General features: G+C 72.9%; 12 protein-coding genes. 7 read left to right on the top strand and 5 right to left on the bottom strand.

Going from position 1 to position 12265, the window contains the following annotated elements:
- Positions 1-149: 149 nt before the first annotated feature.
- The gene (gene truA / locus AB0C69_RS26300; protein ID WP_360357840.1) at positions 150-1046 is read left to right on the top strand and encodes a tRNA pseudouridine(38-40) synthase TruA; all 897 of its coding nucleotides are present in this window, start codon (positions 150-152) and stop codon (positions 1044-1046) included.
- Between the two features lie 30 nt (positions 1047-1076).
- Here the strand turns inward: truA and AB0C69_RS26295 are convergent, their stop codons facing one another.
- The 3 genes from AB0C69_RS26295 to AB0C69_RS26285 all read right to left on the bottom strand — a co-directional run bounded on the left by AB0C69_RS26295 (position 1077) and on the right by AB0C69_RS26285 (position 4658).
- Positions 1077-2570: a hypothetical protein gene (locus tag AB0C69_RS26295; protein WP_360357838.1), complete on the bottom strand. Its 1494-nt coding sequence runs from the start codon at positions 2568-2570 to the stop codon at positions 1077-1079.
- Between the two features lie 24 nt (positions 2571-2594).
- A complete protein-coding gene (locus AB0C69_RS26290; protein ID WP_360357836.1) occupies positions 2595-3752 on the bottom strand; it encodes a hypothetical protein in 1158 nt (385 codons plus the stop codon).
- A gap of 120 nt (positions 3753-3872) precedes the next feature.
- Positions 3873-4658, bottom strand: a complete 786-nt coding sequence (locus AB0C69_RS26285) for a CAP domain-containing protein (RefSeq protein WP_360357834.1) — start codon at positions 4656-4658, stop codon at positions 3873-3875.
- A 756-nt stretch (positions 4659-5414) separates the two neighbouring features.
- Between AB0C69_RS26285 and rplM the strand changes: the two genes are divergently transcribed.
- The 3 genes from rplM (at position 5415) to glmM (ending at position 7964) form a co-directional block, all read left to right on the top strand.
- Positions 5415-5867, top strand: a complete 453-nt coding sequence (gene rplM / locus AB0C69_RS26280) for a 50S ribosomal protein L13 (protein WP_345176432.1) — start codon at positions 5415-5417, stop codon at positions 5865-5867.
- A gap of 101 nt (positions 5868-5968) precedes the next feature.
- Positions 5969-6478, top strand: coding sequence for a 30S ribosomal protein S9 (rpsI, locus tag AB0C69_RS26275; RefSeq protein WP_345176434.1), 510 nt, complete (start codon positions 5969-5971; stop codon positions 6476-6478).
- Positions 6479-6620: 142 nt separating this feature from the next.
- Positions 6621-7964 (top strand): phosphoglucosamine mutase, encoded by a 1344-nt coding sequence (glmM, locus tag AB0C69_RS26270; RefSeq protein ID WP_360357832.1) that lies wholly within the window; start codon positions 6621-6623, stop codon positions 7962-7964.
- A gap of 38 nt (positions 7965-8002) precedes the next feature.
- On the opposite strand, the gene AB0C69_RS26265 is transcribed toward glmM, so the two are convergent.
- Together AB0C69_RS26265 and AB0C69_RS26260 are read right to left on the bottom strand one after the other, a co-directional pair.
- Positions 8003-8326, bottom strand: coding sequence for a hypothetical protein (locus AB0C69_RS26265; RefSeq protein ID WP_345176437.1), 324 nt, complete (start codon positions 8324-8326; stop codon positions 8003-8005).
- 194 nt (positions 8327-8520) lie between these two features.
- Entirely contained in the window at positions 8521-9213 is a 693-nt protein-coding gene (locus AB0C69_RS26260) for an HNH endonuclease family protein (protein WP_360357830.1), read from the bottom strand.
- A 136-nt stretch (positions 9214-9349) separates the two neighbouring features.
- Between AB0C69_RS26260 and AB0C69_RS26255 the strand changes: the two genes are divergently transcribed.
- The 3 genes from AB0C69_RS26255 to AB0C69_RS26245 all read left to right on the top strand — a co-directional run bounded on the left by AB0C69_RS26255 (position 9350) and on the right by AB0C69_RS26245 (position 12242).
- The gene (locus tag AB0C69_RS26255; RefSeq protein WP_360357828.1) at positions 9350-10306 is read left to right on the top strand and encodes a DUF389 domain-containing protein; all 957 of its coding nucleotides are present in this window, start codon (positions 9350-9352) and stop codon (positions 10304-10306) included.
- Between the two features lie 86 nt (positions 10307-10392).
- A complete protein-coding gene (locus AB0C69_RS26250; RefSeq protein WP_345176444.1) occupies positions 10393-11367 on the top strand; it encodes an ABC transporter ATP-binding protein in 975 nt (324 codons plus the stop codon).
- Positions 11364-12242 (top strand): ABC transporter permease, encoded by an 879-nt coding sequence (locus AB0C69_RS26245; protein WP_345176446.1) that lies wholly within the window; start codon positions 11364-11366, stop codon positions 12240-12242. Before AB0C69_RS26250 ends, AB0C69_RS26245 begins: the two co-directional genes overlap by 4 nt.
- The last annotated feature ends 23 nt before the right edge of the window (positions 12243-12265 follow it).

Genomic DNA, 12265 nt, shown 5'->3' with positions numbered 1-12265 from the left:
GGGACGGCGGGCCCGAACTTTGCCAGACTTGATCGCATGGTCATGGCAGGAGGGCGACGGTTCACCGGGGAGCGTGTCAGGGGAGTGCCCGACGAACGCGGGGTGCCCGGAGGGATGGACGGACGTTGCAGAAGGACGACTCGGCTGACATGACCGCACTGGTACGACTCCGGCTCGACATCTCCTACGACGGGTCGGACTTCGCGGGCTGGGCGAGGCAGCCGAACCAGCGGACCGTCCAGGGCGTCATCGAGGACGCGCTGGCCCGGATGCTGCGGCTGGACCCGCCCCCCATGCTCACCGTCGCCGGCCGCACCGACGCGGGCGTCCACGCCCGAGGCCAGGTCGCCCACCTCGTCGTCCCCGTCGCCGCCTACTCGGCGATCAACGGGACGATGCCGCGCCGCCTCGCCGGGCTGCTGCCCCCGGACGTGCGGGTGTGGCGCGTGTCGATCGCCCCGGAGGGGTTCGACGCGCGGTTCTCCGCGCTGTCGCGGCGCTACGTGTACCGGGTGTGCGACAACCCGTTCGGGGTGGAGCCGCTGCGCCGCCACGACGTGCTGTGGCATCCCCGTCCCCTGAACCTCGGCCTGATGAACGAGGCCGCCCGCAGGCTGGTCGGCGAGAACGACTTCGCCGCGTACTGCCGCAGGCGGGAGGGCGCGACGACGATCCGGGAGCTGCTGCGCTACGAGTGGGCGCGCGACGACCGCGACCCGCATCTCGCGCTCGCCACCGTGGAGGCCGACGCGTTCTGCCACTCGATGGTCCGCGCGCTGGTCGGCGCGCTGCTGATGGTGGGGGACGGGCGGCGCGAGGTCGAGTGGCCCGCGCAGGTGCTCGCGGCGCGCGTCCGCGACTCGGGCGTGAACGTGGCGCCCGCGCACGGCCTGTCGCTGGAGGAGATCCGCTACCCCGAGGACGAGAGCCTGGCCAGGCGGGCCCAGGAGACCCGCCGCGTCCGGACGCTGAACGCCACGGCCGCCGCGGCGTCCGCCGACCAGCCGGCGCCGCCCGGCGGCGCCGTGCACCGGCAGGGCTGCTGACCCCGCGGTCCCGGGGCCGGGCCTACGGGCTCAGCCGCGGGACCGCGCCACGATCGGGCGCAGGTCGTAGTCGAGGAACAGCTGCGCCGCCTTCTTGATCGTCGGGTCGCCGGGCTTGGCCTTCTTCCCGTTCGCCCACTGGACGTAGGCGTAGGCGACGTACCGGCCGCGCACGGTCGCGGCCGCGTACCCGCCGGCCTGGTCGATGTCGGGGGACCGCTTGCCCGCCATGCCGCGGAACCACTCGTAGCGGGCGGGGTCGCCCGCCTTGCTCACGGCGATCGCGGCCGCCTTCGTCGGCATCACCGCGATGCCGGAGGTGACGGCGAGCTTGGTCTGCGGGTCGATGTAGGTGGCGCGGACGATCTTGCGGCACTGGTCCTTGCGGAGGGCCGCGAGCATGGAGCCGCGGGCCGCGTAGGTGACGTCCCGGTTGAGCGACCAGCGGTCCCGCAGGTACGTCCGGTCGCCGAACCGGATGGTCTCGGTCGGGAAGACGTCGCGGAACGTCAGGTCGGCGGTGTCGGTCTTCTCGTTGCTGATGTCCACGGGGGCGGCGGCCGTGGCGGACGGTGTGACCGCGGGCGTGGTCTGGGCCGCCGCGGGGGCCTCGGGGGTCTTGCCCTTCTTGCCGCGGTCGCCGTCCGAGCCCGTGCCGCCGATGAGGAACAGGGCCCCGACCGCGGCGAGGATGACCGCGGCGACGCCGCCGATCAGCACCGAGCGTCCCTTGGCGCCACCCCGGCCGGTGACGGGCATGCCCTGCGGGGGGCGTCCGGGCGGCGGGGCGTCGGCGGGGGCGGCGCCCTCGGCGTGGAAGAGCGGCGTGCTCCCCTGGTCGGCGCCGGCCGGGCCCACCGCGGCCGGATCGGTGTGCGGGAACGGGCCGCTTCCGGTGGGCGGGACGACGCCGGGCGGGAGGATGGCGTCCGGGACGAGCACGGGCGCGAGCGAGGCGGCGTCCTCCGCCTCCTTGGCCTTCTCGAACGCCGAAAGCGACGCGGGGATGTCCGTCGCGGTGTCGGTCACGGCGGGGTGGTCCACGGTGGCCTCGGTCTCTGGTGTGACGGCCCCCGCGGCCTCGCCTCGCGGCGTCGCGTCCCGGAACCCGCCCTCGGGCGGGATGGGCGGAAAGCCTTCGGGGTCGGTCTCGTCGGGGGAGATCGGGGGCTTGACGATCGGATCGGCGGGGACGGCGCCGCGGGAGTCGACGCGCGGGACGCCCCTCCCGGCGACGAGCGTCCCGGGCGGCGCCGAGGCGACGTGGGGAGCGGCGGGGACCTCGGAGAGGCGGGGCGTCTCGGAGGCGGAGGCGCCGGCCTCGTCCTGGACCTCCTCGGTGAGGGCGTCCTCGACGACGGGCGCCGACAGCATCTCCGGCGCGGCGGCCTGCTCGGCCGACGGGGCCGCGTCCGCGGACTCCGCGGCCCACCAGGGGGCCTCCAGCCCGAAGGCGGGGAGCTTGAGGGGAGCGGCCTCGCCGGCCTGCTCGCCGGGCTCCCGTGCGTCTCTAGGTCCAGACATAAGCAGTGAGGGTAGTCATGGGGGTCACTTCTGGAGGGGCTTGCCTTCGGTCTCCCGGTAGTGCAGCGCCATTGCCAGGTTGCTGCCCTTCACCAGCTGGGTGCCGAAGACCTGGACCGCGGCATGGTACTTGCTGGAGATCTTCTTGCCGTCCGGCCGCTGCACCCACGTCATGATGACGTAGTGGCCGCGCGCCTGCGAGGTGCCGAGCGCCTCGCCCTTGCCGATGTTCTTGCTGACGCCCGTGCCGGGCAGCGACACCAGGAACGCGTCCTTGGCGGCGGCGGCCTTGACGGCCTTCTTGGCGGCGGCCTCGGTCTGCAGGTTGAACACGCCGACCGTGCCGACGAGGGAGCCGTTGCTGAGCGCGTAGGTGGCCCGGAGCACCTGGGTGCAGCGCCCCTTCTTGAGCGCCGCGGCCAGGGTCGTGCCGCCGACGGCGCCGGCGCAGGTCTTCTTCCCGGCGGCGGCCGTCCGCACGTACTTGTGGCTGCCCGCCTTGAACGTCGCCTTGCCGAAGATCTCCTTGAGGGTCAGCGGCACGGGGTCGGTGGTGCGGCTCTGCAGCTTCACCGGGGTCAGGACGGGCTGCGTGGGGGTCGGCGTGGCCTGCGGCTGCTGGGACGCGGCCTGCGTCGGCTTCGGCTTCGGCTTGGAGTCGCCCTTGAGCATCGACGACAGCCCGACGCCGCCGCCGATGAGGAGGATCCCGGCGACCGCGGCGCCGCCGATGATCAGCGGCAGGTTGCGGCGGCGCTCGGGCGCGCCGGACGGTCCGGGCGGCATGCCCTCGTAGGAGCCGAAGCCGCCCTCGCCGGGGCCGTTCTCGCCGAAGCCGCCGCCGGCGGGGGACTCGGCGCCCCACGCGGGCGGCTGGTCGGACCAGGCCGCGGTCCGCTCGCCGGGCGCCTCGCCGCCGGGCGCACCGCCGGGCGCGCCGCCACCGTAGGAGGGACCGCCGAACGCGTCATTGCCGAACTTCTCTTGGCCGAACGTGTCGTCGCCGAAGCCGCCCCCGCCGAACGCCGGCGGCGCGCCGGGGCCCTCGTCGCGCGGGGCGAAAGGGGATTCGTCGTTGTCGTGGCCGTACGGCGGCGCTTCGGCTCCGGGTCCGTACGGCGCGTGCGGCGACTGCCGGGGAGGCCAGTCGCCGGGTTTGCCTTGATCGCCCGGATAACCCATGGGTTGGACCTTACCGTTCCTCGTTCAGGGCTCTGGACCTTCGCGACACCCACCATGACATGGGGGCGAACCGGACGCCGGTGATTTGCCGAAGGTCGCGTCCCCGCCGGGCGGGGGCGGTCACTTCCAGCCGAAGTCCTGCGTCCACAGCCGCCCGCCGGACCCCGAGGCCATCCCGACGCCGATGGCGCGCAGCCCGCAGTTCAGGATGTTGGCCCGGTGGCCGGGGCTGTCCATCCAGCCCTTCACGACGGCCGACGCGGTCGGGTAGCCCTTGGCGATGTTCTCCGCCCCGGGGCTGCTGTATCCGGCGTCCTCCATCCGCTTCCACGGGCTGTCGCCGTTGCGGGACGTGTGGTCGAAGTAGTCGTTGGCCGCCATGTCCGCCGAGTGCTTGCGGGCCGCGGTGACGAGCCGCGCGTCGGTGCGCAGCGCGGGGCAGCCGTGCTTGGCGCGTTCGGCGTTGGTGAGGGACACCACGCTCGCCTCGGGACCGGACGAGCCCCCGGTACCGGAGCCGCCGGAACCGCCTCCCGGAGTCCTGCTCGCGCCCGGCGCCGACGGAGCGTCCGACCCGGGGGACCTCTTGGACTTCGAGGGCTTGGCGGACGCGCTCTTCGGCGGGTGGATCACCTTCAGCGGCGGCGTCTGCTCCTCGGCGGTCGGCGCGGGCGAGGCGCCGGTCCGGCCGCCGCCCGCCCCCGTCCCGGAACCGGAACCCGACCCGGTTCCGGAGCCCTTGCCGGTCGCGGCGAGCGGGTCGCTCTGCGGACCGGCCGGGACCTCCACGGTCGGGCTGTGCCGCGATCCGGAGGCGGACGTCCGCTCCGACCGGAACTGGGGCAGGACGAGCCGGTCGATCACGACGCCGGTGCCGATGGCGAGGGCGGACGCGGTGGCGGCCACGACGATCCCCTTCGCGCCCTTCTTCTTGGGGCGCTTCCCGCGCGGCGGGCGGCCGTTCCAGAACGCGTCGCCGTCGCCAGGCGACCGGTCGGCGGGCGGGGGCTCCCGGCGGGCGCGTCGCGGGCCGCTCGCGACGAGTTCGTCGCGGTAGGGAGGGACACCGGGCCGCGGGGGAACGCCGCGCGACGCGGAGGCGTCGCGCCCGGAGGGGCCGGGGCGCCCGGCGTGGCCGGGTCGGCGGCCTCCGGCGGGATCGGCTGGTCTGCGGGGAGTGGTCAGCGGGGGCTCCCGGGTGCGGGCCGGCGTGAGCCGGCGTGGACCGGTCGCCCGGCACCATATCCCGACATAGACCCTCTGTTATAGAAATGAATCCAGAAAGAGCCGATCCGCCACGAAGTGTGATCGTCACGGTGCTGAACGTCCACTTCCTGGCATTCAAGTCATGCGGCATACTGGACCCGCGGCTGGAAGCGCCACGGCGGCTCGTTTTGACCCGTGTGCGCATGGCCGAGTATCCTGCGTGTTTGTTGTGTGCGTCGGCGCCTGCTCGCTGCAGGCGGGAGGCGCGACGACCTGTCGGTGTGTCCCCATCATGTGCCCCCGTGGCCGCGTGCGGGCCCCGGCATCCCGGAGCGCCGGGTCGGATGATCCTCTGATCGGCGCGAGCAGGATTCCGCTGCCAGGAGGCACCCGTCCGCGAGGACGGGTGGAGGATCGAAACCGCTGAGAGTCGACGAGAAACGAAGGCTTACGACCGTGCGCACGTACACCCCTAAGCCCGCTGACGTCCAGCGTCAGTGGTACGTCATCGACGCGACCGATGTCGTGCTGGGCCGTCTCGCCAGTCAGGTCGCACAGCTGCTCCGGGGTAAGCACAAGCCGATCTACGCCCCGCACCTCGACACCGGTGACTTCGTCGTCATCGTGAACGCCGACAAGGTGGCGCTGTCGGGCAACAAGCTGGAGCAGAAGCGCGCCTACCGGCACTCCGGCTACCCGGGCGGTCTGCGCTCGGTGAGCTACGGCGACCTGCTGGCCAAGCACCCCGAGCGGGCCGTCGAGAAGGCGATCAAGGGCATGCTGCCCAAGAACTCCCTCGGCCGGAAGATGTTCGGCAAGGTGAAGGTCTACGCCGGGCCGGACCACCCGCACCAGGCGCAGAAGCCGGTCCCGTTCGAGATCACCCAGGTCAGCCAGATCAAGAAGTGACGCCCGCGCACGAGCCGATCGTGCGCGACCCGGAAGCAGAGGCCGCCGGGGCACCCGCCTGACGGGCCAGCCGCCCTGGCTAGAACACCCCAAGGAGAACCGTGGACGACACCACCGGCGCCGAGCAGGCCGCCGAGATCGACTCGTACGAGGAAGCGCCCTCCGAGTACAGCACCGAGACCCCCGAGGCCGCCGGCGAGAGCTACCTCGGCCAGCCGGTCGCCACCGGCCCCGCGGCCGGCACCGGCCGCCGCAAGCAGGCCATCGCGCGGGTCCGCATCGTCCCCGGCAGCGGCCAGTGGAAGATCAACGGCCGCACCCTGGACCAGTACTTCCCGAACAAGGTGCACCAGCAGATCGTGAACGAGCCGTTCGTGCTGCTGGGCCTGGAGGGCCAGTTCGACGTGCTCGCGCGCGTGAACGGCGGCGGCACCACCGGCCAGGCCGGCGCGCTGCGCCTCGGCATCTCCCGCGCGCTGCAGTTCGCGAACATCGAGCACCGCCCGGCGCTGAAGAAGGCCGGCTTCCTCACCCGCGACGCGCGGGTGCCCGAGCGCAAGAAGGCCGGTCTCAAGAAGGCCCGCAAGGCTCCGCAGTACAGCAAGCGTTGATCGACGGCACGAGCCGTCGCACCCCGTGGCTTCTCCGCAGCCGGCCCGTACGGCCGGCGCACCCGGGTGCGGCGGCTCGTCCGCTTTTCCGGGTGTCCTCTCCCTGTTTTCCGGAACCTTCTCTCTGATCGGGAGTTGAACTGTGGCTCGTCTGTTCGGGACCGACGGCGTGCGCGGACTCGCCAACCGAGACCTGACCGCCCCGCTCGCCATGGACCTGTCCGTCGCGGCGGCGCGGGTGCTGGGGGAGCAGGGCGCGTTCAAGGGGCACCGCCCGGTCGCGGTGGTCGGCCGCGACCCCCGCGCCTCGGGCGAGTTCCTGGAGGCCGCCGTCGTGGCGGGCCTCGCGAGCGCCGGGGTGGACGTGCTGCGCCTCGGCGTCCTGCCGACGCCCGCGGTGGCGCACCTGACCCACGCCCTGGACGCCGACCTCGGCGTGATGCTGTCGGCCTCGCACAACCCGGCCCCCGACAACGGGATCAAGTTCTTCGACCGCAGCGGCTACAAGCTCCCCGACGAGCTGGAGGACCGCGTCGAGGCGCGGCTCGGCGAGGCGTGGAAGCCGCCGACCGGAGCGGGCGTCGGCCGTGTCCGGGAGGCGCACGGCGCGGTCGAGCAGTACGTCGCGCACCTGCTGACCACGGTCCCGGTGTCGCTGGACGGCCTTCGCGTCGTGATCGACTGCGCCAACGGCGCGTCCAGCGACGTCGCCCCGGAGGCGCTGCGCCGCGCGGGGGCCGAGGTCATCACGATCGGCACGGCCCCCGACGGGCTGAACATCAACTCCGGCTGCGGCTCCACGCACCTGGAGGCGCTGCAGCGCGCCGTCCGCGAGCACGGCGCGGACGCCGGCATCGCCAACGACGGCGACGCCGACCGGTGCCTGGCGGTGACCGCGGGCGGCGAGGTCGTCGACGGCGACCAGATCATGGCGATCCTGGCCCTGGACCTGCGGGAGGCCGGAGCCCTCGCCGCCGACACGGTGGTCGCGACCGTGATGTCGAACCTCGGCTTCAAGCTGGCCATGCGCGAGGCGGGCATCACCGTCGTGGAGACGGCGGTCGGCGACCGGTACGTCCTGGAGGCGATGAAGGAGGGCGGCTTCGGCTTCGGCGGCGAGCAGTCCGGCCACGTCATCATGCTGGACCACGCGACGACCGGGGACGGCGTCCTCACCGGGCTGCACCTGCTCGCCGCGATGGTGCGCCGCGGTCGCCCGCTCGACGAGCTGGCCAAGGTGATGACGCGGCTGCCGCAGGTCCTCATCAACGTGAAGGACGTCGACAAGGACCGTGCCAAGACCTCTCCCGAGCTGGCCGTCGCCGTCTCCGCCGCCGAGGCCGACCTCGGCGACACCGGCCGCGTCCTGATCCGCCCGAGCGGCACCGAACCGATGGTGCGCGTGATGGTGGAGGCGGCGTCCGAGACGCAGGCTCAGGCGGTGGCCGAGCACCTCGCCGGCGTGGTCCGCGCGACCCTCGGCTAGCCGGACGCGCACGGCCGGACGGGCACGGGCCCGCCCGGCTAGCGCTCGTCGATCTCCAGCCGGCCGACCTTGAGGTGCCTGATCTCGACGGTCCCGGCCTGGAGATGGTCGACGACCGCCCGCTTCACGACGAGCCTGCCGATCGCGACCGCGCCGACCGCGACGGCGCCGAGGGCCATGGCCCCGAGCGCCAGGGAGCCGAGCCCGTTCCCGGCCCGCAGCGTGAGGCCGGTCGCGGACGCGCCGGTCACCTCCGCACCGGTCGCCCGCGCCCCCACGCCCCGCTCCGTCCGCACCCGCGGCCGCTCCTGCCCGGCGCTCTCCACGTCCTTCTCGGCGTCCTCGCCGCGCGCTTCGCTCATGGCACGAGCCTACGGCCCACCGGCAGCACCGCCGTCCGACGGCACTACCGGCCCACGGCACTACCGGCCCACGGCACTACCGGCCCACGGCACTACCGGTCAGTGCCACCGCCCTTCGGCGGCACTGCCGTCCGACGGCACTTCCGGTCAACGGCAGCGCCGGTCGGTGGTGTGGCCGGTCGGTGGTGCGGCGGTCAGCAGCGGGCGAGGAAGTCCTGGAGCGCGTCGTGGTCGGAGCGCGTCACCGGCAGGGAGTACTTCTTCGCCACCGCGACGTACTTGATCGCGTAGACGCACTGGAACCCCTTCTGGGGCTTCCACTCGCCGGGGCCGGAGTCGCTCTTGTCCCGGTTGGGCACGCCCCAGACGGCGAGCAGGTTGTCGTGGTCGTTGGCGAACTGCTCGCGCCTGTCCTCGCTCCAGCGGGACGCGCCCATCCGCCAGGCGAGGGCGAGCGGGTAGACGTGGTCGATCTGGACCTCGGCGGCGTCCTTCTTCTCGAAGGCGATCTGCTTGCCGCTGTAGGGGTCGTCCAGCTTCCCAGCGAGCACGATGCAGCGGCCCTTCTTCTCGACCTTCGTCAGGTCGCGGGCGAGGACGTCGTTGCGCTGGTCGCAGCCGTTGTGGTCGGTGTCCTTCCAGCGTGTGCCGAACCGGTCGCGCCGGTAGCCGCCGCGATCACCCTCGGACGCGACCCGGAGCCCGGACAGGTTCTTGCGGGCCTTGGCCTCGTCGCCGGAGGCGGGCTTGGTCGAGCCGGACGAGGGCGATCCCGACTCCGAGAGGCCCACATCGCCCTCGCAGCCCGCCGTCGCCAGCGGGACGGCGAGCGCGAGGCCCGCCGCGGCCGTCCGCGCGGCCTTCAACAGCACCGGCGCCTGTTTCATGACTTCACCGTCCTGGGGGGAGTTTCTGAGCGTTTTTGCCAACTTGAAGGCAAATAATCGATCAAACATTCTGGCCTGGGCTTCCTCCGGCCGGGCTCGTGACCCACCACCGCGACGCTTACGGCACGATTGGCCCGTGTTGCATCTGAGAGCGATCGTTCCGGCCGACCGCACGGAAGCGGTCTGCAAGGAGCTGGCGGGCTGCGCCGGCGCCACCAACGTCGTCGTGATCGAGGGCGCCGCCCGGGCCCCGCGCGGCGACCTCGTCACCGCCGACATCGCCCGCGAGTCGGCCAACGAGGTGCTGGACGCGCTGCGCGGCCTCGACGTCGACCGGGACGGGTCGATCGCCCTCGACAAGGTCGACCTGACGCTGTCGGACCGCGCCGAGGTGGCCAAGGACCTGGCTCCGGGGCACGGCGACGACGCCGTCGTCTGGGAGGAGCTGGACCGGCAGGTCAGCGAGGGAACCGCGCTGACCTGGTCGTTCGTGGCGTTCCTCGTGCTCGCCACGCAGCTCGCCGCGATCGCGGCGCTGATCGACTCGCCGGTGCTGGTGGTCGGCGCCATGGTCCTCGGACCGGAGTTCGCGGCCATCGCGGCGATCTGCTATGGGCTCGTCCGGCTCCAGCCCGGACGCATCGTGCACGCGATCCGGGCGCTGGTCATCGGCTTCGCCGTGGCGATCGCCGTCACCTACGTGTGCGCGCTGGCCGCCCGGTGGACCGGGGTGATCGAGCTGGACCGCCTGCCGGACGAACGCCCGCTCACCGCGTTCATCTACAGCCCGGACCGCTGGTCGTTCATCGTCGCGCTGCTCGCCGGCGCCGCGGGCGTGCTGTCGCTCACCGCGGGCAAGTCGTCGGCGCTGGTCGGGGTCTTCATCTCGGTCACCACCGTGCCGGCGGCGGGCAACCTCGCGGTCGCGATGGCGCTCAAGCACGGCAGCGAGATCAACGGGTCGCTGCTCCAGCTGGGCGTGAACGTCGCCGGAATGATCATCGCGGGGACGCTGACCCTGCTCCTGCAGCGGGCCGTGTGGGCCGTCGTGCTGCGGCACCGCGGCCGAAGGAACGCGATGCGGGGGACTTAGGTCGCCTCCGGCATCGGACCAAAGGCTGCCCCTGATCGCCCTTGAGGGTGACGTGCCATGCGGGGCCAGCCGCTAGGTTCGACGGTATGCCCATCATCGCCACCCAGGGCCTGACGATGAGGTTCCCCCGGGTGACCGCCTTGGACGACCTCTCCGTGGCCGTCGAGCCCGGAGTCGTCGGCCTGGTCGGCGCCAACGGCGCCGGCAAGTCGACGCTCATCAAGATCCTCCTCGGGCTGCTGCCGCCCACCTCCGGGACCGCGACCGTGCTCGGCCTCGACATCGCGCGCGAGGGCCTGCGGATCCGGGAGAGCGTCGGGTTCATGCCCGAATACGACTGCCTGCCGCCGGACGTGTCCGCGACCGAGTTCGTCGTGCACATGGCCCGGATGTGCGGGCTGCCGCCGACCGCGGCCCGCGAGCGCGCCGCCGACACGCTGCGGCACGTCGGCCTGTACGAGGAGCGCTACCGTCCCATCGGCGGCTACTCGACGGGGATGCGCCAGCGGGTGAAGCTCGCGCAGGCCCTCGTCCACGACCCGAAGCTCGTCTTCCTGGACGAGCCCACCAACGGCCTCGACCCGGCCGGACGCGACGAGATGCTCGACCTGATCCGCCGGATCGGCACCGAGTTCGGGATCAGCGTCCTGGTCACCTCGCACCTGCTGGGCGAGCTGGAGCGGGTCTGCGAGCACGTCGTCATCGTCGACGGCGGGAAGCTGCTGCGCTCCCAGGCCGTCGAGGCGTACACGGCCGAGAGCGGCGTGCTCACCGTCGAGGTGGACGAGGGGCGCGACACGCTCGGGCAGCACCTCTACGACCAGGGCGTGGCCGTCCGTCCGGAGGGCCGGTTCCTCGTCGTGGACATCGCCGGCGAGCAGACCTACGACCTGGTCCGCGACGGCGTCGCCGAGCTCGGGCTCCGGCTGATCCGGATGGAGCAGCGCCGCCACCACATCGAAGAGGTCTTCCAGACGCCGCCCGCCCCGCAGGCCCTGGCCGCGGGGGTCGAGCCCGGCGGCGCGCAGCCCGGAGACGTGCAGCAGGGAGCGCCGCGATGAGCACCAGCACGATCCACGACATCGGCTACCGGCACTACGAGGGGCGCCGCAACGGCCGCGCGTACGTGCTGCGGTCGCTGTACGTGCACAATCTGCGCGCCGCCTACGGTCTCGGCCGTCCCGCGCGGGCGAAGGTGATGCCCTTCCTGCTGGGGGCGATCATGCTGCTGCCGGCCGCCGGGTCGGTCGCGGCGTTCGCGTTCACCAAGCAGGAGGACGCGCTGTTCCGCTACTCCTCCTACGCCAACATCATGCAGGTCATCGTGGCGATCTTCCTGGCCACGCAGGCGCCGGTGCTGGCCTCGCGGGAGGTGCGCTTCCACGTCATCCCGCTGTACTTCTCGCGCCCCGTCGGCCATCTCGACTTCGTGCTGGCGAAGGCCGCCGCGATGGCGACCGCGCTGTTCGCGCTGATGGCGGTGCCGGTCACCGTCCTGTACGTGGGCGGCCTGATCTCCAAGATGCCGGACTCCGGCGAGCAGCTGCTGAAGTACCTCGGCGCGCTCGTCGGCTGCGTGCTGTTCGCGCTCGTCCTGGCCGCCATCGGGATGGTGGTCGCGGCGTTCACCCCGCGGCGCGGGTTCGGGGTCGCGGCGGTCATCGCCGTCTACATGATCAGCGCGGCGTTCGTCGGGGCCGTCCAGGGGATCGCCGAGGCGCAGACGAACTTCACGCTCCAGGGCTGGGCGGGGCTGTTCACGCCGTTCAACCTGGTCGACATCGTCCAGGTGCGGCTGCTGGGCGCCCAGTCGTCGTCCGCCGGGGTCCCGTCCGGAGTGGCCGGCGGGGTGGTCGCCCTCGCGGTGTGCGTCCTGATCGTCGTCGGCTCGATCGCGGTGCTGTACCGCAGGTTCCGGAAGGCGGGCCTCTCTTGATGAGCGAAGCGAACTGGGGGGTG

It is taken from the genome of Actinomadura sp. NPDC048032 (assembly GCF_040653175.1).
Taxonomy (GTDB): domain Bacteria; phylum Actinomycetota; class Actinomycetes; order Streptosporangiales; family Streptosporangiaceae; genus Spirillospora; species Spirillospora verrucosospora.
Note: the sequence above shows the minus strand (reverse complement) of the source record. Positions and strands in the feature narration are given on the sequence as shown.